Genomic DNA, 22846 nt, shown 5'->3' with positions numbered 1-22846 from the left:
ACTTTCCAGCCCTTCCGAACCACGGAGTTCACCATGCCCCGCTTCCGCACGCGCACCGCAGCCCTACCGGCCCTCGCCACCGCCGCCGTCATGCTGCTCTGCTCCTGCTCGGCCGGCGCGGGCGAGGGGGACGCGGCGAAGGGGAAGGGCGCCGGCGGCGCGCCGAAGAGCGGCCAGCGGCTGACCGTCACCCTCGGCACCGCCGAGGACAGCAAGGGCCCGGCGCCCGAGGTCCGCGGGGCCCGCGAGGGCGGCACGATCAAGATCGCCAACCTCAAGGACTACAGCCACCTCGACCCGCAGAAGATCTACGCGGGCGAGGGCTACAGCACCTCGCTGCTGTGGGGCCGCCAGCTGACCCAGTACCAGGTCGTGGACGGCAAGCCGAAGCTCGTCGGCGACCTCGCCACCGACACCGGGCGCTCCTCCGACGGCGGCCGCACCTGGACGTACACCCTGAAGGACGGCGTGGCCTGGGAGGACGGGCAGCCGATCACCTCCGAGCACGTCAAGTACGGCATCGAGCGCACCTTCGCGCCCGGCTTCGAACTCGGCCCCACCTACTGGCCCGAGTGGCTCACCGGCTCCGAGGACCGCACCGCCGCCGTCAAGAAGTACGGCGGTCCCAAGGACGGCCACCTCGACGCCATCGAGACCCCGGACGCGAAGACCCTCGTCTTCCGCTTCCCCAAGCCCCAGTCCGACGTCCCCTACATGGCCGCGCAGTCCTCCTCGTCCCCGGTCCGCGAGGACAAGGACACCGGCACCGGCTACGACACCAGGCCGTTCGCCACCGGCCCGTACAAGATCGTCGAACACAAGCAGAACCAGAGCCTCACCCTGGAGCGCAACCCGCACTGGAAGGCGGAGACCGACCCCATCCGCCACCAGTACGCCGAGCGCTTCGAGTTCACCTTCGGCAAGAAGATCCTCAACACCGCCCAGGAGGTCCTCAACGGCCGGGGCGACGGCGCCGACACCGTCACCACCAAGAGCGAGGTGCCGCCGGAGCTCTACGCCGAGGCCCAGCGCGACGCGAAGAAGAAGGACCTCCTCGTCGCCGGCAGCCAGGGCGCCTACACCAACGACCTCTACATCAAGAACAGCCGGGTCACCGACCCCGAGGTCCGCAAGGCCATCCACTACCTCTTCCCGCGCGAACAGGCCCGCCAGGTCCTCGGCGGCCCGCGCGTCGGCGACTTCGCCACCACGCTCTCCTCGCCCGCCGTCGTGGGCTGGAAGAAGTACGACCTCTACCCCGTCAAGCCCACCGGCGACATCGAGAAGGCCAAGGAGCACCTGGCCCGGGCCAAGAACAAGCCCGAGTCGCTGACCTACGCCTACGAGACCGAGAGCCCCCAGGACGACCGGCTCGCCCAGGTGCTGGTGGACGCCTTCGCCAAGGCCGGCATCAAGCTCGTCACCAAGCCCCTGGAGCCCGCCGCCTTCACCAGCGAGGTCTTCCGCGGCGACGCCCCCTACGACCTGTGGATCTCCACCAACTCCGTGGACTGGCCCACCCCGTCCACCCTGCTCCCCGACAGCTACCACAGCAAGCTCGACGCCCTGGCCAACGGCATCCGCTACGCCAACCCCGCCGTCGACAAGGAGCTGGAGCGCATCGCGGACATCGGCGACGCGCGGCAGAAGGCGGACGCGCTCATCGACCTGGAGCAGGTCGTCATGAAGGACGTCCCGGTCGTGCCCTTCCTCTACACCGGCGTCACCCAGTTCCGCGGCGAGAACATCGGCGGCGCCGCCATCCACCCGATCTACGGCTCCATCGCGGCGGCCGGTCTCTACCTCAAGAAGTCCTGATCCGACATGACCGGTTACGTCCTGCGGCGTGCCCTCCAGGCCGCGGCGGTGCTCCTCGCGATCACCGCCGCCGCCTTCGGGCTCTTCTACGCCGCACCCTCCGACCCCGCCCTCATCGCCTGCGGCCCCAAGTGCGACACCGGCCAGGTCGAGGCCGTCCGCCACAGCATGGGCCTGGACCAGCCGCTGGCCGGGCAGTACGCCGACTACCTGCGCGGCCTCGTCGCCGGGCGCGTCATCGACGACGTCGACGGCACCCCCATCGACTGCGCCGCGCCCTGCCTCGGCTACTCCTACACCCTCCACCAGCCGGTCCTCGACGCCATCGGCGACCGCTTCCCCGTCACCCTCTCGCTCGCCGGCGGCGCGCTCGCCGTGATCGTCGTCCTCGGCGTCGGCGTGGGCTTCGCCGCCGCGCTCCGCCGCGGCACGGCCACCGACCGGCTGCTCTCCGGCTTCACCCTGGTCGGCGCGAGCGTACAGATCTACTTCCTCGGCTACGCCCTCCAGTACCTGCTCGTCTACACCACCGACCTCTTCCCCGTACCCGGCTACACCCCCTTCGGCGACGGCCCCGGCGCCTGGGCGGCCGGGCTGCTGCTGCCCTGGCTCGTCCTCGGCTTCGTCAACGCCGCCGTCTTCGCCCGCCTCGCGCGCTCCCAGATGCTGGAGACGATGCACGAGGGGTACGTCCGCACCGCGCGCGGCAAGGGGATGAGCGCCCTGCGCGCCCATCTGAAGTACACGGGCCGCGGCGCCGCGGCGCCGCTGGCACAGCTGCTCGGGCTGGAGGCGGGCGCCCTGTTCGGCGGGGCGTTCATCACCGAGACCGTCTTCGGGCTCGGCGGTGTCGGCAAGCTCGCCGTCGACGCCGTCGTCCAGAACGACCTGCCGACGGTCGTCGGCACCGTCCTGCTCGCCGCGTTCTTCGTGGTGCTCTTCGTCGCCCTCGCCGACCTGGTGGTGGCCTGGCTCGACCCGAGGGTGAGGCTCGCATGACACACGTGCCGCGCACGGATCCGGTACCGGATCCGGCACCTGTCCCGGCACCTGTCCCGGCACCTGTCCCGGCACCTGTCCCGGCACCGGTGTCCGCGCCCGCGGGGAGCGGGGACCCGGTGCTCCGGGTGCGCGACCTGACCGTCTCCTTCACCGGCCGGGGCCGGTCGGTGACCGCCGTCCACGGCCTCTCCTTCGACCTCGCCCGCGGCGAGGTCCTCGGCCTCGTGGGGGAGTCCGGCTCCGGGAAGTCGACCGTCGGCCTCGCCGCGATGGGGCTGCACGACGCCGCTCGTACGACCGTCGGCGGCAGCGTCACGGTCGGCGGTGCCGAGGTCGTCGGCGCGCCCGACTCCGCCGTACGCGCCCTGCGGGGCGCGCGGATCGCCATGGTCTTCCAGGACGCGCTGGCCGCGCTCTCGCCCTTCCACTCCGTGCTGGACCAACTGGCCGAGGCGTACCGCCTCCACCACCGCGCGGCGGGCCGCGCCGAGGCCCGGGAGCGGGCGCGGGCGATGCTCGACCGGGTCGGCATCCCGGCGGCCCGCGCCCGCGACTACCCGCACCAGTTCTCCGGCGGGATGCGGCAGCGGGTGATGATCGCCATCGCCCTGGTCAACGCCCCCGACGTGCTGATCGCGGACGAGCCGACGACGGCGCTCGACGCGCGGGTGCAGCGCCAGGTGCTCTCGCTCCTGGCGGAGCTGCGGGAGGAGAGCGGCACGGCGGTACTGCTGATCACCCACGACGTGGGCGTCGTCGCCGCGACGTGCGACCGCATGCTGGTGATGAGAGCGGGCCACCTCGTGGAGTCGGGGCCCACCGGCAAGCTGCTGACGCAAGCGGAACACCCGTACACGCGCGCCCTGATCGGCGCCGCGCCGACACGGGAGACGGTGCCGGGGACACGGCTGCCCACGGTGGAGTCGGCGGAGGCGTCCGCAGTGGATCCGGGCGCCGCGGATCCGGGCGGCGCACCGGCCGGCCCGGCGCCCGCCGGGCGCGTCCGGGCGGGCGCGCCGGGGACGCTCGTCGGCACGGCGGGCGCGGTCCGGGCCATGGCTCCCTTCGCCGCGACGGCCGAGGGCGGCGCCACGGGCTCCGGGGCGCCGGGCCTCGCGGGGGCCGTGTCCGGCGGCGCCGCGCGGGACTCGGCCGGGCGGGAATCGGCCGCGCCGGCCGCGCCGGCCGCGCCGGCCGCGCCGGCCGCGCCGGTGAAGCCTCCGGCCGGCGGCCCGCTCGCCGAAGTCGTCGATCTCCACGTGTCCTTCGGCGGTCGCCGCCCGCTCCTGGGCCGGCGGTCCGAGCCCGTGCACGCCGTACGCGGGGTGAGCCTGCGGGTGGGGGAGGGGGAGACACTCGGGCTCGTGGGGGAGTCCGGTTCCGGGAAGTCCACGACGGCCCGGGTGCTCGCGGGGCTCCGGAAGCCGACGTCCGGGAGCGTCCGTTTCGACGGGCGCGACATCGCGCGGGCGGCCGTCGACACCCGGCTCCGCCGTGAGCTCAGCCGTGAGGTGCAGCTGGTCTTCCAGGACCCCTACGCCTCGCTCAACCCGCGCCGCACGGTCGAGGAGAGCGTCACCCTGCCCTTGCGGGTGCACACGGACCTCGACGCGGCGGCCCGCCGGGACCGGGCCGCCGGACTCCTGGAGCAGGTGGGGATGTCCGCGGACCATCTGGACCGCTATCCGCACGAGTTCTCCGGCGGTCAGCGCCAGCGCGTGGGGATCGCCCGCGCCCTCGCCCTCCGCCCCCGCCTGATCATCGCGGACGAGCCGGTGTCGGCGCTCGACGTGTCCGTGCAGGCACAGGTGCTCAACCTGCTCATGGACCTCCGTGACGAACTGGGGCTGTCCCTCCTGTTCGTCTCGCACGACCTCGCCGTCGTCCGGCACTTCTGCGACCGCGTCGCGGTGATGCGGGCCGGGACCGTGGTGGAGAGCGGGCCGCGCGACGAGGTCTTCGACGACCCGAAGGCCGCGTACACGCGGGAGCTACTCGCGGCCGGCATGTGACGTCCCCGCGCCGCCGCCCGTGGAGGGGACGGGCGGTGGCGCGGGGCGCCGGGCGCGCAGCAGGTCGACCGGGGCCCCGGTGATGTCGTCGGTGAGGCTGAGCCGGCCGCCCTCCAGGGGGCGGACCCGGTCACCGGGCGGGGCGGGCCCGCCGATCCAGAGGGTGAGCGCCTCGGTGTAGGCGGAGGCGGCCGACACCGCCGCCGCGGGCAGCCGGCGCCGCGCCATGTCCCGGTGCAGGGCCGCGAGCGCGAGCCGGAACGTCTCCCGCCGGGCGGTGAGGAGCTCGGACTCCCGCTGCCCGGACCGCTGCCGGGCCGGGGAGACGGCGGAAGGGGGCCCGGGGCAGAAGAGGGCCGCCGCGTCGTCCATCGCCCGGAAGGCCGGCAGCGCCCGGACCCCGGCCGGGACCTCGTACCCGCTGGTGTACTCGACGAGGGCGAACAGCGGCCGGGCCGGCTTCGCCGCCGCCCCGGACCCGAGGAACTCGCGGAAGCGGGCCAGGAACCGCAGGCGCCACTCCGGCGACATCGCCGGGGCCACCATCCGCCAGGCGTCGGCCAGGCCGCGCTGGAGCGCGGTGCGCGGCGGGGGAGCGAGGCCCGCGTCAGGGGGGAGGAACGGCAGGAACTCGGGCGGTGCCTCGGCGGACGGCAGCGCCCGCTCCCGCTCCTCGGACTGGTCCAGGAAGATGAAGAACCAGACGAGCCAGGCCGTGCCGCGCTTTAATCGCTCGCACTCCGCGTCGGGCATCACCCGTGCCGCGAACGCGGCGCAGTCCGCCCTGCGGAAGCGCCGCTGAGCGGTGAAGGACTGGATGAGCCCGGTCCGCCGCACCCACCGTTCGATGAACTCGGCGGCCTCCGCGGCATGGCGGTTCACCCGGAGATCGGTGCTCGGCGGCCGCTCACTGGGCATGGGGTTCCTCACCGGGGAGTGCGCTCTCGGGGACCTGGGGGGTCCTCAAGTTCTACCCGGTGCGGGGCCGGGGCCACGGCTCATCAGCGCATCGAGGGGCGTGCGTGGGGGGCGTGCGCGCGGGGGCGCGGAGGGGGCGTACGGAGGCGTGCGGCATGGGTGTACGACGCGGGGGCGCACGGCCGCGTCACGGGGCCGCCGGCTCCTCCTCCCTCCGCCGGAACACCGCGCACGCCATCGTCACCGCCGTGCCGGCCACCGCCCAGGCGGAGAGCACCAGCAGCGGGCAGGTCAGCGCGTTGCCCTGGAAATAGGCGATCGAACGGGCGGACCAGGTGCCCGCGCCCGGTGGCAGCGCCGGGCCGATGGCGCGCCAGAAGGGGGGCAGCAGCGGGTAGGGGTAGGCGCCGCCCGCGCTCGGGTTGCCCAGCACCACGACGAGCGCGATCGCCAGACCGATGCCGACGATCCCGGCCAGTCCCTGGAGGGCCAGCGTGGTGGCCCCGACGGCGAAGACCACCAGTGTGCCCAGCCCCCACAGGCCGAGGACGCTGCCGGGCAGCGCTCCCAGGACCGGTCCGGTGATGACGGCGCCGAGCAGCCCCGCGACCGCCGCGTAGAGCGCGAGCGCGGCGAGCCGGAAGCCCGCCCGGCGGGCGTTGGCGGGCCGGGCTCCCGCGCTGATCGCGAGGATCGCCGCGCACAGGTAGCCGCCCACGCACCAGCCCACCACCAGGTAGAAGGAGCTCAGGCCGCGGGAGTCGCCGGCCGCGACGGGGGCGACGTCGGTGACCTTGAGGGAGCGCTGTTCGGCGGCCTCGGCCCGGGTGACGACCGCCTCGGTGGCCTGGGCGAGCGAGGAACCCGCGCCACCGGCGACGAGCAGGGTGTCGGTGGCGCCGCGCGGGTCGACGACCAGCGCGGCGTCCAGGTCGCGCTCCCGGATCTGCCGGACGGCCGCCGCCCGGTCGGGCACCGCGCGGACCTCCAGGGCGCGGCCCGGCAGCCTGCCCAGCCGCTCGACCAGCTGCCCGCTGAGCGCCTGAGGCGCGACCACGCCGACCGCGACGTCCTTCGGCTTCGGGGCGTGGAAGGCGCCCACATAGGAGGTGATGAACGCCAGCTGGAGCACCAGCGCGCCGATCACCAGCAGCGCGGCACGGCCGGTCACCGCCTCCCGCGCTTCCTCGGCGAAGGTGGGGCGGGCGGTGTCGCCGGGGGTGCGGTCCATGTCCCGAGCCTGCGGGGTCCGCCGGGCCGCCGCAGGCGGTGCGGGCCGTTCGGGCGACCGCGGACCGGCAAGGGACGCCCCCACCTCGGCGTTCGTACGAATGTTCGAGTCGTGGTCTATGGTGGAGAAGGAAGGGCGGAAATCAGCCAGGGCGCCCGGAGGGTGCCAGGGGGGTGAGGGAACAGCGAGGACCACGTGGGAACGGCAGGAGGCGCGCGATGACGGCATTCACGCATCTGCGCACCGTCTCGGGGTTCTCGGCCCGTTACGGGGCCAGCCACCCGGAGCGGCTCGCCGAGCGCGCCGCCGAGCGCGGCATGGACGCCCTCGCCCTCACCGACCGCGACAGCCTCGCCGGAGCCGTCCGGTTCGCCAAGGCGAGCGCCCGGGCCGGGGTGCGTCCGCTGTTCGGCGCCGACCTGGCCGTACGGGAGCCCGCCCCCGGCGCCGACCGGGCCGTACGCCGCCGCACCCCCGTGCGCGGCGGCGCCTTCCTCGACGAGTCCGCGCCCCGGGTGACCTTCCTCGCCCGCGACGGCGCGGCCGGCTGGGCCGCCCTGTGCGGCCTGGTCTCCGCCGCCCACGCGCTCCCCGCCGACCCCGTGCCCGGCGCCCCCGCCGCCCGGCCCGGGCTGACGCGGGAGGACCTCGCGGCGGCCGCGCCCGGCATCCGGGCCCCGCTGACCGCCCTCCTGGGCCCGGACTCCGACGTCGGCCGCGCGCTCGCCGCCGGGCGCCCCGACCGGGCCGCGCGACTGCTCGTGCCATGGCGCGAAATGTTCGGTGACGAGCTGCGTCTGGAGGCCGTCTGCCACGGCCGCGCCGGCACCGGCCCCGGCTCGCTGCGGCTCGCCGCCCGCACCGTCGGCCTCGCCGCCGACCTGGGCGTACGGGCCGTCCTGAGCAACGCCGTGCGCTACGCCGACCCCGGCCAGGGGCCCGTCGCCGACGTGCTCGACTCCGCCCGCAGGCTCGTCCCCCTCGACCCCCGCAGGCCGGACGCCCTCGACGGCGGGGAGCGCTGGCTCAAGGGCCCCCGCGACATGGCCGCGCTCGCCGCGCGGATCGTGGAAGCCGCCGGCTTCCGCCGCGACACCGCGCACCGGCTGCTCGCCACGACCGAGGAGACCGCCGCCTGCCGCGTCGACCCCGAGGACCACCTGGGCCTGGGCACCGTCCACTTCCCCGAACCGCACCTGGTCGGCGCCGGGCGCCGCACCGCCGACCGCGTCCTCGCCTCCCGCTGCGCGGCGGGCATGGTGCTGCGCCGCCACGACCGCGACCGCCGCTACTGGAACCGGCTGGAGGACGAGCTGGACGTCATCGCCGGGCGCGGCCTCGCCTCGTACTTCCTCACCGTCGCCCGCGTCGTCGACGACACCCGCGCGCTCGGCATCCGCGTCACCGCCCGCGGCTCCGGCGCCGGCTCCCTCGTCAACCACCTGCTCGGCATCGCCCACGCCGACCCCGTCGAGCACGGCCTGCTGATGGAGCGCTTCCTGTCGGCGCGCCGGACCGCGCTGCCCGACATCGACATCGACGTGGAGTCCGCGCGCCGCCTCGAGGTCTACCGCGCGATCTTCGACCGCTTCGGCGCGGACCGGGTCGCGACCGTCGCCATGCCCGAGACCTACCGGGTGCGGCACGCCGTCCGGGACGTGGGCACCGCCCTCGGCATGGACCCCGCCGAGGTGGACCGGCTCGCCAAGGCGTTCCCGCACATCCGGGCCCGCGACGCCCGCGCCGCGCTGCGGGAACTGCCCGAACTGCGCGGGGTGGCCCAGGAGGAGCACGGCCGGCTGTGGGAGCTGACCGAGGCGCTGGACGGGCTGCCGCGCGGCACGGCCATGCACCCGTGCGGGGTGCTGCTGTCGGACGCGACGCTGCGCGCCCGTACCCCCGTCGTGCCCACCAGCGGCGAGGGCTTCCCGATGGCGCAGTTCGACAAGGACGACGTCGAGGACCTCGGGCTGCTCAAACTCGACGTGCTGGGCGTGCGGATGCAGTCCGCGATGGCGTACGCGGTGGGGGAGATCGAACGGGCCACCGGACACCGCCCGGACCTCGACGACCCCGCCCAGGTGCCGCCCGGCGACCGGCGGACGTACGAGCTGATCCGCTCCACCGAGACGCTCGGCTGCTTCCAGATCGAGTCGCCCGGCCAGCGCGACCTGATCGGCCGGCTCCAGCCCTCGACCTTCCACGACCTCGTGGTCGACATCTCGCTCTTCCGGCCCGGCCCGGTCGCCGCCGACATGGTCCGGCCCTTCGTCGAGGCCCGGCACGGCCGGGTGCCCGTCCGCTACCCGCACGAGGACCTGGCGGACGCGCTGCGGGAGACCTGCGGGGTGGTCGTCTTCCACGAGCAGATCATCGAGATCCTGCACGTCATGACCGGCTGCGACCGGCACTTCGCGGACGAGACGCGCCGCGCGCTGTCCGACCCGTCGCTGCTGGGCCGGGTGCGCGCCTGGTTCGCGGAGCGGGCACGCGGGCGCGGCTACTCCGCCGAGGTCGTCCGCCGCACCTGGGAGATCGTCGAGGCGTTCGGCAGCTACGGCTTCTGCAAGGCGCACGCCGTCGCGTTCGCCGTGCCGACCTACCAGTCCGCCTGGCTGAAGGCCCATCACCCGGCGGCCTTCTACGCCGGGCTGCTCACCCACGACCCGGGGATGTACCCGAAGCGGCTGCTGCTCGCGGACGCGCGGCGGCGCGGGGTGCCGATCCTGCCGCTGGACGTGAACCGGTCGGCGGCGGCCTATCGGATCGAACTGGTGTCCGATGGTGGCGTCGGGGAAGAGGCTCCCGGGGCTGCTGAGACCTTCCGGACCGCCCGGGCTCCCGGGACCGCCGGTGTTTCCGGTACCTCCGGGGTCTCCCGGCCCTCCCGCACCCCCGGCGCGCGGACCTACGGCGTCCGGCTCGCCCTCTCCGAGGTGCACGGCATCACCGAGGCGGAGACGGACCGCATCGCGGCCGGCCGCCCGTACACCTCGCTCCAGGACCTGTGGCTGCGCGCCCGCCCCGGCCGGGCCGTCGCCGAGCGGCTCGCGCGGGTCGGCGCGCTGGACGCCTTCGGCGCCAACCGCCGAGACCTGCTGCTGCACATCGCCGAACTCCACCGGCGGCGCCGGGAGTCCACCGGATCCGCCGCCCAGCTGCCCCTGATCGACAGCGCCCGCCCCGAGCCGGCCGGTCTCCCCGACCTCGACGCGCGCGAGCGCCTCGACGCGGAGCTCGGCGTCCTCGGCATGGACGTCTCCCGCCACCTGATGTCCGACCACCGGGCTTTCCTGACGGAGCTGGGCGCGCTCCCCGCCCGGCGGCTGCGCGACGCCCGGCACGGCGAGACCGTCCTGGTCGCGGGCGCCAAGGCCGCCATCCAGACCCCGCCGGTCCGCTCCGGCAGGCGGGTCATCTTCACGACCCTCGACGACGGCACCGGCCTGGTCGACTGCGCCTTCTTCGATGCTCCCCCCGGCCACGCCGTGTGCGCGCACACCGTCTTCCACTCCTGGCTGCTGCTCGTCCGCGGTGTCGTCCAGCGCCGCGGCCCGCGCAGCCTCAGCGTCGTCGGCGCGGCGGCCTGGGACCTCGCGGAACTCACCGCGCTGCGTGCCGAAGGCGGCCTGGACGCGGTGGCGGAGCTGCTGGCGGCCCCTGCGGAAGAACCGGTTCCGGGAGGTGCGGACCGCCGCATCCGGCTGTCCACCGGCTACACCATGCACCCCTGGTCCGACCTCCGGCCCGCGGGCGAAGGCGCGCCGACCGGGCGCAAGTTGTGGCACGCGAGCCCCGGGAGCGCGGGATGACCGGCCTCGCCACCCCCCTCGCGCCCGGAGCCGTCCTGTACGTGCGCTTCCACCCCGTCGGCCGGCCGGCCCTCGGCGAGGACGCCTACGACGGGCTGCTCGGACTGCTCGCCGAGGTGACCCCCGTGGTGCAGGCGCTGCCGCCCGACGCCGCGCTCATGGACGTACGGGGCGCCGTGCGGTACTTCGGTCACGACCCGGAGGGGCTCGCCCGCCTCGTACGGCTGCGGTCGCTGTTCCGCTACGGGGCCGACTGCGCGGTCGGCATCGCGGGCAACCCGATGCTCGCGCGGATGGCCGCGCGGGACGGGGCGCCCGGCTCGGTCCGCACGCTCCCCGCGGACCCGGACGCGGTGACCGCCTTCCTCGCCCGCAGGCCGGCCGCCGCGCTGGACGGCGTCGGCCCCGCCACCGCCCGCACCCTGTGCGCGTACGGGCTCGACAGCGCCGGCCGGATCGCCGCCGCACCGCTCCCCGCGCTCCAGCGGATCCTCGGCGCGGCCGCGGGCCGCCGGGTCCACGAGCGGGCGCGCGGCATCGACCCGACACCCGTCACCCCGGGCGCGCGGGCCCGCTCGACGGGGGCGGAGCACCGCTTCACCGGGGACGAGCTGGACCCGGACCACCGGCGGCGCGCGCTGCTCACGCTCGCCGACGGGCTGGGCGCGCGGCTGCGGGGAACCGGCCAGGTCGCCCACGGACTGACCCTCACCGTCCGCTACGCGGACGGCTCTTCGACCACCCGCACCCGGACCCTCGCCGAACCGACCGCGCACACACCGGCGCTGACGGCCGCCGCGTACGCCCTGCACGGCGCGCTGGGACTGCAACGGGCACGGGTACGCGCGGTGGCACTGCGCGCCGAGGGGCTCAAGGACGCCCGACTCGCCGCGCACCAGCTGACGTTCGACCCCGCCGACGACAAGGCGCGCCGCGTCGAGGCCGCCGTCGACAAGGCGCGGGCGCGCTTCGGCGCGGCGGCGGTGGGGCCCGCGGCCCGTCTGGAAGTGGCCTGATTCACTTGGTGCGATTCCTGCGGATTTGCTTGACGAAAGCAAGAAATTCCCCGCAGTCTACTCGCAAGTAAGTTCACGCCCTCGTAACGCACCCGAAACACGGCTCGCCGTGCGCTTCGCCCTGCCCGCAGGCGTGACTACCCCCCACCCGCGAGGAGTTCAGATGCACCTGCGCCGGAGATCCCTCCGCACCCTTGTTTCCGCCGTGGCGCTGACCGTGGCGGCCGCCGTGGCGCCCACCGTCGCGACGGCCACCCCGGCCCACGCCGCCGGAGTGACCAGCGGCTGGAACGACACCTCCTGCAAGCCCTCGGCCGCGCACCCGCGCCCCGTCGTCCTCGTGCACGGCACGATGGAGAACAAGACCAACAACTGGTGGTCGCTCGCGCCCTACCTGGTCGACCGCGGCTACTGCGTCTTCTCCTTCGACTACGGTCAGCTGCCGGGCGTCCCCGTCTTCTACGGACTCGGCCCGGTCGACAAGGGCGCCGAGCAGCTCTCCACCTTCGTCGACAAGGTGCTCGCCGACACCGGCGCGTCCAAGGTCGACCTCGTCGGCCACTCCCAGGGCGGCATGATGCCCCGCTACTACCTGAAGTTCCTGGGCGGCGCCCCCAAGGTCGGCACCCTGGTCGGCCTCGCGCCCAACAATCACGGCACCACCATGTCCGGCCTGACCAAGCTTCTCGACATCGTGCCCGGCGCGCGTGACGCGATCACCGGCGTCGCCCCCGGCCTGACCGACCAGGTCGTCGACTCGCCCTTCATGCGCAAGCTCAACGAGGGCGGCGACACCGTCCCCGGCGTCAACTACACCGTGATCGCCACCCGGTACGACGAGGTCGTCACACCCCACACCTCGCAGTTCCTCACCGGTCCGAACGTCAAGAACATCCTCATCCAGGACCGCTGCGCCGTCGACATCTCCATGCACCTGACGCTCGGCACCATCGACCGCGTCGCCTTCCACGAGACGGCCAACGCCCTCGACCCGGCCAACGCCACACCGTCCTCCTGCGCCTCGATGGTCAGCTGACCCCTCTCGCCCACGGCGGGCCCGGCGCACACGGCGCCGGGGCCGACCGGCGTAAATCGCTGGCCAGGGCCCCCGTCCCCGGGAGAGGCTGCCTCCGGAACCGACCGGTACGGACGAGAAGAGCGAGGCACGGGGATGAGCGGAACGCTGACAGCGGGCGGCGAGGTGGCCGTCAGGCTGGTGAAGGCCGGGCGCACGAAGGTGACCTACCCCGCGCTCGTACTGGCCGACGACGGCACGCACGCCGTCGTCCGCGCCCCCTGGGCGGGTGACGCGGCCCGTGACTTCGGCTTCGTCCGCTTCGAGACCGGCGACGTCTTCACCGAGCACTACTGGCGCGACCGCTGGTACGCCGTCAAGGAGGTCCGCACCGCCGACGGCGTCCTCAAGGGCTGGTACTGCGACGTGACCCGCCCCGCCGGCATCGCCCCGAACGGCCTCGTCGTCGAGGACCTCGACCTCGACCTGTGGGTCTCCGCGGACGGCACGTCCGTGCTGCGCCTGGACGAGGACGAGTTCGCGGACAGCGGCCTGGAGTCCCGCGACCCGGCGGCGGCCGCCAAGGCCCGGGAGGCCCTGGACGAGCTGGAGACGCTCGCCCGCGCGGGCGGGCTGGAGGGGCTGCTCGGCTGAGCCGCTGCCGGGCGCCTTCGTGGGCACGCACCCGCGGAGCCCCCCCCGCTCACCCCGCCCGCCGCCTCCCCGCGTACGCCACGAACCCCCGGGCCGCCACCGCCAGTGCCGCCGGTATCGGCAGCAGCATCCCCGCGAACGCCGGCACCGCCGTCGTGAACAGCGCGCTCGCGGCCGCCGCCCACCACGGGAGGGTGCGGCGGGGGAGGAGAGCCAGGGCCGACAGGAGACCGGCGAGGGTGACCGAGGCGCGGCAGGTGGACGTGGCGCGCATCAGGCGGTCCAGGTCCGCCGCGCCCAGGGCTCGCCTCCGCTGGACCAAGGACCTCCCGGTCGGCAAACACGCCGACAAGCACCACAGGATCACCGGGGCGCGGCTGGCCAAGGACGCCCTGGGCCGGCACATCGCCTTCCGTGTGACGACCCTGGCCCAGGTCCCGGGACCGCGTCCGGGCCCCGAGGTCGGCGTCGACGCCGGGATCACCATCCCCCTCGCACTGTCCGACGGCGAGGTCGTCGAGCACGGCCCGTGGCCGACCAAGAAGGAAGAGGCCCGTCTGCTGCACTACGAGCAGCGCGCCGCCCGCCGTAAGGGGCACCGCAAGAAGGGCCGGCGCACCGGCCGCCGCCCGCACAAGACGTACGACCAGATCGCCCGCATCCGCGCGACAGTCAAGCGCCGACGCGACGACTGGCAGCACAAAACCACCACGTCCATCGCCGAGACGTACGGCACGGTCGTGGTCGAAGCGCTCTCCATCACGAACATGGTCAAGTCCGCCAAGGGCACCGCCGAGCAGCCAGGCGAGAACGTCGCACAGAAGGCGGGCCTGAACCGCTCCATCCTCGGCGAGGCGTGGGGCCGGACCGTGCAACTCCTGGCCTACAAGGTCGCCCGCCGGGGCGGCCGCTTGGCCGAGGTGCCCGCCCCGGGCACCTCGCAGGAGTGCGCGCAGTGCCACACGGTGACCGCGGGCAGCCGACGCACCCAGGCCGGGTTCGTGTGCAACGACCCCGCGTGCGGCTGGGAAGGTAACGCCGACCACAATGCCGCCCGCACGGTGCCGCGCCGATACCGGACGGGCCACGCGCTCGTCCCGGCTGCCGGGAGGGCAGTCGTCAGGCGTGCTTCACACGGCGTCAAACCCGCCACCGCAAGGTAGGCAGGAATCTCCCCCGTTCACGGGGGAGAGAGCTTCAACAGCACGTCACCAAGGATGTGGTCGAACCGTTGGCCCCCTGACACCCCACCGGGCGCGCCGCCGTGGCAGGGTGATCGACATGACTGAGAACCGCCCCCGTACGTCCGCCCGCGAGCTCATCGAGGCGGTGGTCGACCCCGGCAGCTGGCAGTGCTGGGACGAGCCCGTCGAGGTGACCACGGACGACCCCGCCTACCGCGCCGACCTCCTCGCCGCCCGCGAGCGCACCGGGCTGGACGAGTCCGTCGTCACCGGCGAGGGCCGGATCCGCGGGCGCCGGGTGGCGCTGGTCGCCTGCGAGTTCCGCTTCCTGGCCGGGTCGATCGGGGTGGACGCGGGGGAGCGGCTGGTACGGGCCGTGGAGCGGGCCACCGCCGAGCGGCTGCCGCTGCTCGCGGCGCCCGCCTCGGGCGGCACCCGGATGCAGGAGGGCACCATCGCCTTCCTCCAGATGGTCAAGGTCGCCGCCGCGATCACCGACCACAAGGCGGCCGGGCTGCCCTACCTCGTCCACCTCCGCCACCCCACCACGGGCGGCGTCCTCGCCTCCTGGGGTTCGCTCGGCCACCTCACCTCCGCCGAGCCGGGCGCCCTCATCGGCTTCCTGGGCCCGCGCGTCCACGAGGCCCTCTACGGCGAGGAGTTCCCCCAGGGGGTCCAGCTGGCCGAAAACCTCCTGGCGCACGGCCTGGTGGACGGGGTGCTGCCCGCCGAGCGCCTCGCGGAGGTCGCGGCGCGGGCCCTCGCCGTGCTGTGCCGGGACGCCGACGGCGGTGCCGACGCCGATATGGACGCGGGGCCCGCGCTCGTACGCCCGTCCGGCGGCACCTCCGGCGCCCCCGACGTCCCCGCCGCCGAATCGATTCGCCGCTCGCGCAGGCCCGACCGCCCCGGCGTCGCGGAGCTGCTGGCGGCCGCCGCGACCGAGGTGACCCCGCTCAGCGGTACGGGCGCGGGCGAGCACGACCCGGGGCTGCTGCTCGCGCTGGCCCGGGTCGGCGGCACCCCGTGCGTCGTGCTCGGCCACGACCGGGGCAGCCACTCCACCCCCGCCTCGGGCGTCCCGGCCGCGGGCCAGGCGCTCGGGCCGGCCGGGCTGCGCGCGGCCCGGCGCGGCATGCGGGTCGCCGCCGAGCTGGACCTGCCGCTGCTCACCGTGGTGGACACGGCGGGCGCCGCGCTCTCGCGGGACGCCGAGGAGGGCGGCCTGGCCGGGGAGATCGCACGCTGCCTCGCCGACCTGGTGACGCTGTCCGCCCCGACCCTGTGCCTGCTGCTGGGCCAGGGCGCCGGCGGCGCCGCGCTCGCCCTGCTCCCCGCGGACCGGGTGGTGGCCGCCCGGCACGCGTGGCTGTCACCGCTGCCGCCGGAGGGCGCCTCGGCGATCCTGTACCGCACCACGGAGCGGGCGTTCGAGGTCGCCGCGCGCCAGGGCGTACGGTCCGCGGACCTGCTGGCGCACGACATCGTGGACCTGATCGTCGAGGAGGAGGCGGACGGGGAAGCGGCCGGTGCTTTCCTGCCGCGCCTCGGCGCCCTGCTCGGCACCGAGCTCGCCGCCCTCTCGGCGCGCGACCGGGACGAACGCCTTGCCGCACGCCGGGCGCGTTATCGACGCATCGGCCTGAACGGGTGACGGCCCGGCGGGGATGAACGGGGCATTGCGGGTATACGTACAACGGGAATTGACAAGGTAAGGCTTGCCTAACCTAGGGTCTTCCTTGTGAAGGAGACCGCTCCCGCCGCCCCTCGGACCGCGGGCGGGCGGCCGGTGCCCACGCGCCGCGCCGCGCCGTCCGCCACCGGTGGGCAGGCCCCGGCGGAGCTCCTTCCCGAGCCCCACGCCATTCCCCGCGGCCTGCCGAAAGGCGTATCCCCATGCGGCTCCACCTCCTCGCGCTCAACCCCACCGACTCCGTCACCGACGGCTTCCTGCCCGCCGCCGCCCGGCTCGGACTGGACGTCACGCTCCTGACCGACCGGCCCGAAGCGCACCGGCGCGCGTACGAGGAGGCCGGCGGGGGCGCGGCGGGACCCCTCCCCGCGCTCGACGTCGTGGGCTGCGACGTACGGGACTTCCGCGAGGTCATCGGCCGGATCTCACGGTGCGGCCCGCGGGCCCGGCCCGACGCCGTCTTCACCAACAGCGACCACCTCCAGACCCAGGCCGCCCTGGCCGCCGGCTACTTCGGGCTGCCGGGCAAGGACTGGAAGGCCGCGCTGCGCACCAAGAACAAGGCCGAGCTGCGCCGCGCCCTCGCCGGGGCCGGTGCCGACACCGTGCGGTCCGTGGAGCTCGGACCCGGCGAGGACGTGGACGCGTTCACCGCCCGGGCCCGGACGGACCCGCCCGGGGGGCTTCCCTTCCCCTGTGTGGTCAAGCCCCGCGAGGGCGTGGCCAGCGAGGACGTCGTCCTCGCGGCGGACGGGGACGAACTCGCCGCCCGCTGCCGGGAGATCCGGGCCCGCCGCCCCGGCGCCGCACTCGTGGCCGAGGAGTATCTGGACGGGCCGCTGCACACCCTGGAGACGCTGGGCGACGGCCACGTGCTGCACACCCTGGGCGCCTTCCGTACCCACCTGTCCCCGCCGCCCCACTTCGTCGAGGAACGGCTCGAACTGCTCCCCGCCCCGCCGCGGCCGCACAGCGACCGGGTCCTCGATCAGCTCCGCGCCCTCGGCGTCGGCTTCGGCGCCTGCCACACCGAATACGTCGCCCAGGGCGACCGTGCCCGCCTCGTCGAGGTCAACTACCGCGCCATAGGCGACCAGTGCGACCTCCTCCTCGCCGATGTGCTGGACATCCCCCTGTTCGCGCACATCCTGCGCACCCATCTCGGCGAACGGCTCCCCGCCGACCTCGGCGCGCGGGCGGACGGCCGGGCGCGCGTGGAGTATGTATGCGCCGGTCGCGGGGGTACGCTCGAGAAGGCACCCCCGGCGAGCGACAGCGAGCGCGACGGCGTGCGGCTGGTCTACCGGCCGCTGAGGCGGACCGGCGAGGCGCACCCGCTCTACCGCACCAACCGCGACTATCTCGGGGTACTGCGGGCGACCGGCACCGACCAGGGCCGGATCGACCGCGCCGTCGAGGAATTCCTGGCCGCTCGGCGCTGGGAGATCGTGTCATGAGCCTGACCGGTACGGACGTGGTGGAAGGCGAGCTGCTCCAGCGCGTCCTCAGCACCCTGCTCCGCGAGGACGTCTACGGGCTGCGCGGCGGCGCCCGCCCCGAGGCGCGCCCCGACGGCGACTGGCTGCGGATCAGGGCCGGCGAGGAGACCCTGCTGCTGCCCGTCGGCCCCGAGGGCTTCCAGTGCGAGATCGCCGCCCGCAGCCCGGTGGTCGAGACCGCCGACGGCACCCTCACCGGGCTGCGGCCCGTCCTCGCCCGGCTGCGCGCCGCGGCGCCGGACGAGGACCGGGCGGGCTACGACGCCTTCCTCGCCGAGTGCGACGAGGCCCTCGCCACCATCCGGTTGCAGGGCCGGGTCCGCGAGGACGTCCTCGCCCGGCTCGCCGGAGCCCACGGCCCCCGCACCGCGCACTGGACCGGACTGCGTCATTCCGTCGCCTACGACACCCTGGCCGCCTTCCGCGACCACCCCGTCTACCCCACCGGCCGGTCCCGCTCAGGCCTCACCGAGCCCGAATTGCGGGCCTACGCACCGGAGTTCCACCCCACCTTCGCCCTGCGCTGGCTCGCCCTCCCGCGCGCCGCCGTCCAGGGCGACGCGGGCCGGCTGCCCCCCTGGTGGCCCACGCCCGCCTTCCTCGGCCTGCCCGGCCTCGACGCCACCCACCTCGCGCTGCCCGTCCACCCCCTCACGGCGGCGGGCCCCCTCGCCGCCGCCCTCCGCGCGGGCGGCCCGCCGTACCGCGCGCACCTGGCCGAGCGGCCCTGGCTGGACGTGGTGCCCACCCTCTCCACCCGCACCGTCGCCGTGACCGCCGACCCGGCCACCCACCTCAAACTGCCGCTCGCCACCGCCACCCTCGGGCTGCGCAACCGCCGCACCATCAAGCCCGGCACCCTCCCCGACGGCGAGGCCGGCCAGCGCCTCCTCGAAGAGGTCGTCATCCGCGAGCCGCGCTTCGCGGGCGCCGTGCTCCTCGCCGACGAGAGCACCCACCTCCAGGCCGGTCACGAACTCCTCGCCGCCCTCGTCCGCCGCTACCCGCCCGGCCTCCGGGGCGCCCACGTCGTGCCCGTCGCCGCGCTGCTCGCCCGCGCGCCGGACGGCGCCCTCGTCGCCGAGGAGCTCGCCGACCTCTACTACGGCGGCTCCCTCACCGCTCTCCTGGACGCCTACCTCACCCTCCTCCTCGACTGGCACACCACCCTCTTCGGCTACGGCATCGCCCTGGAGTCCCACCAGCAGAACACCTCCCTCGTCCTCGACCGGAGCGCCGGAGACACCCGGCTGCGGCTGCTGTTCAAGGACAACGACGGGCCCCGCGTGCACACCGCCCGGCTCGCCGGCCGGCTCGGCGCCGCCGCCGGGCAGCTCCTCGGCTTCGACGACCGGCGGATCCTCGTCAGCGGGGACGCCCCCGTGGCCGACGTCTTCGCGACCATCGCCGTCCACCTGTGCGCCGGAGCCCTCGCCTTCGAGCTCGGCCGCCTCGGCCTCGTCCCGCTGCCGGACCTCCTCGCCCTGCTCCGCGCCCGGCTGGCCGAGGCCGTCGCCCGCCTCGCGGACACCGCGCCGGGCGCCGCCGCCGTCCTGCGGCTGCGCGTCCTGGACGCCGACCGGCTGCCGGTCAAGGCCATGATCACGGCCGGCACCCTGCTCACCAAGGAGCGCTCCGGCGCCACCGACATCAACAAGCACTACGTCGACGGCCCCAACTACCTCCGGGACACGCCCAGATGACGGCCGGCCCGTCCGGGACGCTCCGCCTTCCCCCGCCCCTCCCCTCTCCGCCCTCGGCCCCCTCGCACCCCCACACTCCTCCGCACCCGCTGGAGCCGCCGAATGTCCTCCGCACGCACCGCCCTCGCCGGGGTGGCCTCCGCCGACCACGTGGTCGCCCACACGCTCCTCAACTGCCTGCTCCGCGAGGTCTCCGGCCCCGAGCACCAGACCGCCGTCACCGACGGGCATCTGCTGCTGCGCCTGCCCCACCGCGGCGTACTGCTCCGGGCCGGACTGCGGCGCGTCTCCCTCGTCGGCGCCCACCGCTTCACCGGCCCCGTCGCCGAACGGCGCGGCGACACCTGGACCGAGCTGAGCTGGCGGGCTCTCGCCACCCACATCCACCGCGAGCTGGAGCTGCGCACCGGCGTCCGCAACGACGAGTTCCTGGGCCAGGTGGCCGCCAGCCACGCCGGCGTACGGGCCGCCCTCGGCGCCGCCCGCCCGTCCGGCACCGGTGACGCCTACATGGACTCCGAGCAGTCCCTGCTCTTCGGCCACCGCTTCCACCCCACCCCCAAGGCCCGCACCGGAACCCCGGCCGACTGGAGCCGCTACGCCCCCGAGGCCCGCGCCCGGTTCCGCCTGCGCCACCTGGCCGTACGCCGCCACCTCGTCCGCGAGGAGACCGCGGCCGAAGGCGCCCTCGACCCCCTCGACCGGCAGCGCCCCGTGCCCGAGGGCCACGTCCTGCTGCCCGTGCACCCCTGGCAGTACGCCATGCTCGCGGGCCATCCCGCCCTGCGCGCCGCCCTCGACCGCGGCGACGTCCTCGACCTGGGCCCCGGCGGGGAGCGGTTCGAGCCCACCGCCTCCGTACGGACCCTCTACGACGGCCGGGACTTCCTGAAGTTCAGCCTCAACATCCGCATCACCAACTGCCTGCGCAAGAACGCCGAGTACGAGCTGGCCGGAGCCGTCGCCCTCACCCGCCTCCTGGAACCCGTGGCCACCGGCCTCGCCGCCCGCTTTCCCGGCGCGGACCTGCTGCGCGAACCCGCCTACCGCACCCTCGACCTCGGCAGCCGGGACCTCGCCGAGGGCTTCGGCGTCATCGTCCGCGAAGGGCTCGCCGCCCGCCTCGCCCCCGGCCTCACGGGGCTCCTCGCCGCCGCCGTCGCCGACGAGTACCCCACCGGCGGCGCCCACCTCGGCCACCTCCTGCGCGGAACCGGCCCCGAGCAGGCCCTCGCCTGGTGGGACGCGTATCTGAGACTGCTCGTCCCCCCGGTCCTCGCCGCCTACTTCGACCACGGCGTCGTCCTCGAACCCCACCTCCAGAACGTGATCGTCGGCGTCGCCGCCGACGGCACCCCCCGGCAGGTCCTCTTCCGTGACCTGGAGGGCACCAAGCTGCTCGCCCGCCACCACGCGGCCGCCCTCGCGGCCCTTCCCCCCGACGTCGCCCGGCCCCTGACCTACGGGCGCGAGCGCGGCTGGGACCGTGTCGTGTACTGCCTGCTCGTCAACCACGTCGCCGAGATGCTCGCCGCCCTCGCCGACCGCCACCCCCACCTCGAACCCGAACTCTGGTGCGCCGTCCGCCGCGTCCTCGCCGCGCGCGCCGCCGCGCACGGCAACCCCGCGCAGCTGCGCGCCCTGGTCGCCGGGGCGCCCCTGCCCGCCAAGGCCAACCTGCTCACCCGCTGGGAGCGCAAGTCCGACCGCGACGCCGGCTACGTCCGCATCGCCTCCCCGCTGATGTCGGACCTGCTGGCCACGCTCACCACCGCCGACCGTGCCGAGCCCTGGAGCGCCGCAACGTGATCACCCCTCGCGCCGCCGGCCACGCCGCGCGGCTGCCCCAGGGCGAGCTGCCCGCCTACGTCCACGACCTCGCCGCCCTGGACGCGCACGCGCGCGGGATCCGCGCCGCCCTCCCGGAGCGCGTCGAGCTGTACTACGCGGCCAAGGCCAACCCCGCCCCGGGCGTCCTCACCGCCCTCGCCCCCCACGTCACCGGCTACGAGGTCTCCTCCGGCGGCGAACTCGCCCATGTGCGGGCGGCCGTGCCGGGGGCGCCGCTCGCCTTCGGCGGCCCCGGCAAGACCGAGGAGGAGCTGCGCCTCGCCCTCTCCCTCGGCACCGAGCGCCTCCACGTGGAGAGCGTGGGCGAGCTGCGGCTCCTCGCCGCCCTCGCCGGGGAACGGCCGGGCGGCGCGCCCGTGGACGTCCTGCTGCGCGTCAACCTCCCGGCCGGTGACGGCGAACTGAGCGGCGCCGCGCTGGCCATGGGCGGCCGGCCCGGCCCCTTCGGCCTCGACCCGCGCGACGCCGAGGCGTGCCCGGCCCTGCTGCGCGGCGGCCCGCTGCGGCTGCGCGGCGTCCACGCCCACCTGGCCAGCGGCCTCGGCGCCCCGGCCCAGCTCGCCGTCGCCGGCCGGGTCGTCCGCTGGGCCCGCGCCTTCGCCCGCCGGCACGGCCTGCCCCTGGACGAGGTGAACGTCGGCGGCGGCATGGCCGTCGACTACGCCCGCCCCGGCGCCCGCTTCGACTGGGCGGCCTACGGCGCGGGCCTCGCCGCCCTCGCGGCCGCCCACCCGGGCCTCACGCTGCGCGTCGAGCCCGGCCGGTCGCTGACCGCCCACAGCGGCTGGTACGTCACGGAGGTCCTCGACCTCAAGCACAGCCACGGCGAGGCGTTCGCGGTCCTGCGCGGCGGTACCCACCACCTGCGCACCCCCGCCGCCAAGGGGCACGACCAGCCGTTCACCGTGCTGCCCGTCGAGGAGTGGGCCCGCCCCTGGCCGCGCCCGGAGGCCCTGGCCGAGCCGGTGACCCTGACCGGCCAGCTGTGCACGCCCAAGGACACCCTCGCGCGCCGGGTCCCGGTCGAGCGGCTGCGGGCGGGGGACCGGGTCGCCTTCGCGATGGCCGGGGCGTACGCCTGGAACATCTCCCACCACGACTTCCTCATGCACCCGAACCCGACCTTCCATTTCCTTTCCTGAGCGCCGTTCCCTGAAGGCCGTTCCCCGAGCGCCGGTCTCCGCGCGTCGGTTCCGGGGCGCCGGCCAAGGGGGCGGCTGCCGTGCGGACACCCGTTCCGGACAAGTGGCGCGCGGCTCCGGCCGGTTGGCACCCCCCAGGCTCCCGGAATAGGACGTTCAGGTTTCGCGCGCTCTTAGATGGTGAATGCATCTATATGGCGGACGGTGATCACCGGCCGGCCGCCGGCCGACGACGGAACGCGCTGTACGGGGGCAGAGCCACGCCCGGGAACCCCACCCGGGCGGCCTACCGAGAG

At 75.3% G+C, this 22846-nt stretch carries 16 protein-coding genes; 13 read left to right on the top strand and 3 right to left on the bottom strand.

All coding sequences use genetic code 11. From position 1 onward, the window contains the following. Nucleotides 1–33 precede the first annotated feature (33 nt). The 3 genes from LUZ64_RS10400 (at nt 34) to LUZ64_RS10390 (ending at nt 4832) form a co-directional block, all read left to right on the top strand. A complete protein-coding gene (locus tag LUZ64_RS10400; protein WP_095579568.1) occupies nt 34–1818 on the top strand; it encodes an ABC transporter substrate-binding protein in 1785 nt (594 codons plus the stop codon). Between the two features lie 6 nt (nt 1819–1824). After that, nucleotides 1825–2817, top strand: coding sequence for an ABC transporter permease (locus LUZ64_RS10395; protein ID WP_095579569.1), 993 nt, complete (start codon nt 1825–1827; stop codon nt 2815–2817). Between the two features lie 128 nt (nt 2818–2945). After that, nucleotides 2946–4832 (top strand): dipeptide ABC transporter ATP-binding protein, encoded by a 1887-nt coding sequence (locus LUZ64_RS10390; protein ID WP_232390410.1) that lies wholly within the window; start codon nt 2946–2948, stop codon nt 4830–4832. Here LUZ64_RS10390 and LUZ64_RS10385 read toward each other — a convergent pair. Both LUZ64_RS10385 and LUZ64_RS10380 read right to left on the bottom strand, forming a co-directional pair. Then, nucleotides 4812–5750 (bottom strand): terpene synthase family protein, encoded by a 939-nt coding sequence (locus tag LUZ64_RS10385; RefSeq protein WP_095581156.1) that lies wholly within the window; start codon nt 5748–5750, stop codon nt 4812–4814. The two genes, LUZ64_RS10390 and LUZ64_RS10385, sit on opposite strands and share 21 nt — an antisense overlap. 187 nt (nt 5751–5937) lie before the next feature. Continuing rightward, nucleotides 5938–6981: a YhgE/Pip domain-containing protein gene (locus LUZ64_RS10380; RefSeq protein WP_095583694.1), complete on the bottom strand. Its 1044-nt coding sequence runs from the start codon at nt 6979–6981 to the stop codon at nt 5938–5940. A 218-nt stretch (nt 6982–7199) separates the two neighbouring features. Here LUZ64_RS10380 and LUZ64_RS10375 point away from each other — a divergent pair, with 218 nt between their 5' ends. The 4 genes from LUZ64_RS10375 (at nt 7200) to LUZ64_RS10360 (ending at nt 13478) form a co-directional block, all read left to right on the top strand. After that, a complete protein-coding gene (locus tag LUZ64_RS10375; RefSeq protein WP_095583693.1) occupies nt 7200–10793 on the top strand; it encodes a DNA polymerase III subunit alpha in 3594 nt (1197 codons plus the stop codon). Further along, a complete protein-coding gene (locus tag LUZ64_RS10370; RefSeq protein ID WP_095583692.1) occupies nt 10790–11809 on the top strand; it encodes a DNA polymerase Y family protein in 1020 nt (339 codons plus the stop codon). The genes LUZ64_RS10375 and LUZ64_RS10370 overlap by 4 nt, the downstream gene beginning before the upstream one ends. A 163-nt stretch (nt 11810–11972) precedes the next feature. Next, the gene (locus tag LUZ64_RS10365; RefSeq protein ID WP_095583691.1) at nt 11973–12845 is read left to right on the top strand and encodes an esterase/lipase family protein; all 873 of its coding nucleotides are present in this window, start codon (nt 11973–11975) and stop codon (nt 12843–12845) included. Between the two features lie 135 nt (nt 12846–12980). Next, nucleotides 12981–13478 (top strand): ribonuclease FAU-1 family protein, encoded by a 498-nt coding sequence (locus tag LUZ64_RS10360; RefSeq protein ID WP_095583690.1) that lies wholly within the window; start codon nt 12981–12983, stop codon nt 13476–13478. 49 nt (nt 13479–13527) lie between these two features. On the opposite strand, the gene LUZ64_RS10355 is transcribed toward LUZ64_RS10360, so the two are convergent. Further along, a complete protein-coding gene (locus tag LUZ64_RS10355) occupies nt 13528–13752 on the bottom strand; it encodes a hypothetical protein (protein WP_232390409.1) in 225 nt (74 codons plus the stop codon). On the opposite strand from LUZ64_RS10355, the gene LUZ64_RS10350 reads away from it, so the two are divergent. From LUZ64_RS10350 to LUZ64_RS10325, 6 genes are all read left to right on the top strand, one after another. Further along, on the top strand, nt 13742–14641 hold the full coding sequence (locus tag LUZ64_RS10350) for an RNA-guided endonuclease InsQ/TnpB family protein (protein ID WP_232390408.1): 900 nt from the start codon (nt 13742–13744) through the stop codon (nt 14639–14641). The genes LUZ64_RS10355 and LUZ64_RS10350 overlap by 11 nt on opposite strands. Before the next feature lie 118 nt (nt 14642–14759). Continuing rightward, on the top strand, nt 14760–16316 hold the full coding sequence (locus tag LUZ64_RS10345) for a carboxyl transferase domain-containing protein (protein WP_095584482.1): 1557 nt from the start codon (nt 14760–14762) through the stop codon (nt 16314–16316). Between the two features lie 242 nt (nt 16317–16558). After that, the gene (locus tag LUZ64_RS10340) at nt 16559–17812 is read left to right on the top strand and encodes an ATP-grasp domain-containing protein (protein WP_095584481.1); all 1254 of its coding nucleotides are present in this window, start codon (nt 16559–16561) and stop codon (nt 17810–17812) included. Continuing rightward, nucleotides 17809–19557 carry an IucA/IucC family protein gene (locus LUZ64_RS10335; protein ID WP_095584480.1) on the top strand — a complete coding sequence of 583 codons (1749 nt, stop codon included), beginning with the start codon at nt 17809–17811 and terminating at the stop codon, nt 19555–19557. Before LUZ64_RS10340 ends, LUZ64_RS10335 begins: the two co-directional genes overlap by 4 nt. 102 nt (nt 19558–19659) lie before the next feature. Further along, nucleotides 19660–21366, top strand: coding sequence for an IucA/IucC family protein (locus LUZ64_RS10330; RefSeq protein ID WP_095584479.1), 1707 nt, complete (start codon nt 19660–19662; stop codon nt 21364–21366). After that, a complete protein-coding gene (locus tag LUZ64_RS10325; protein WP_211305161.1) occupies nt 21363–22550 on the top strand; it encodes a type III PLP-dependent enzyme in 1188 nt (395 codons plus the stop codon). The genes LUZ64_RS10330 and LUZ64_RS10325 overlap by 4 nt, the downstream gene beginning before the upstream one ends. Nucleotides 22551–22846 lie beyond the last annotated feature (296 nt).

This window comes from Streptomyces albireticuli (assembly GCF_021228125.1).
Taxonomy (GTDB): Bacteria; Actinomycetota; Actinomycetes; order Streptomycetales; family Streptomycetaceae; genus Streptomyces; species Streptomyces albireticuli.
Note: the sequence above shows the minus strand (reverse complement) of the source record. Positions and strands in the feature narration are given on the sequence as shown.

What these genes read in the sequence shown, in the direction of transcription:
- LUZ64_RS10370 (WP_095583692.1), top strand. Translation starts at nt 10,790, where the DNA reads ATGACCGGCCTCGCCACCCCCCTCGCGCCCGGAGCCGTCCTGTACGTG.
- LUZ64_RS10330 (WP_095584479.1), top strand. Translation starts at nt 19,660, where the DNA reads ATGTCCTCCGCACGCACCGCCCTCGCCGGGGTGGCCTCCGCCGACCAC.
- LUZ64_RS10365 (WP_095583691.1), top strand. Translation starts at nt 11,973, where the DNA reads ATGCACCTGCGCCGGAGATCCCTCCGCACCCTTGTTTCCGCCGTGGCG.
- LUZ64_RS10395 (WP_095579569.1), top strand. Translation starts at nt 1,825, where the DNA reads ATGACCGGTTACGTCCTGCGGCGTGCCCTCCAGGCCGCGGCGGTGCTC.
- LUZ64_RS10335 (WP_095584480.1), top strand. Translation starts at nt 17,809, where the DNA reads ATGAGCCTGACCGGTACGGACGTGGTGGAAGGCGAGCTGCTCCAGCGC.
- LUZ64_RS10385 (WP_095581156.1), bottom strand. Translation starts at nt 5,750, where the DNA reads ATGCCCAGTGAGCGGCCGCCGAGCACCGATCTCCGGGTGAACCGCCAT.
- LUZ64_RS10375 (WP_095583693.1), top strand. Translation starts at nt 7,200, where the DNA reads ATGACGGCATTCACGCATCTGCGCACCGTCTCGGGGTTCTCGGCCCGT.
- LUZ64_RS10345 (WP_095584482.1), top strand. Translation starts at nt 14,760, where the DNA reads ATGACTGAGAACCGCCCCCGTACGTCCGCCCGCGAGCTCATCGAGGCG.
- LUZ64_RS10340 (WP_095584481.1), top strand. Translation starts at nt 16,559, where the DNA reads ATGCGGCTCCACCTCCTCGCGCTCAACCCCACCGACTCCGTCACCGAC.
- LUZ64_RS10360 (WP_095583690.1), top strand. Translation starts at nt 12,981, where the DNA reads ATGAGCGGAACGCTGACAGCGGGCGGCGAGGTGGCCGTCAGGCTGGTG.
- LUZ64_RS10380 (WP_095583694.1), bottom strand. Translation starts at nt 6,981, where the DNA reads ATGGACCGCACCCCCGGCGACACCGCCCGCCCCACCTTCGCCGAGGAA.
- LUZ64_RS10400 (WP_095579568.1), top strand. Translation starts at nt 34, where the DNA reads ATGCCCCGCTTCCGCACGCGCACCGCAGCCCTACCGGCCCTCGCCACC.
- LUZ64_RS10355 (WP_232390409.1), bottom strand. Translation starts at nt 13,752, where the DNA reads ATGCGCGCCACGTCCACCTGCCGCGCCTCGGTCACCCTCGCCGGTCTC.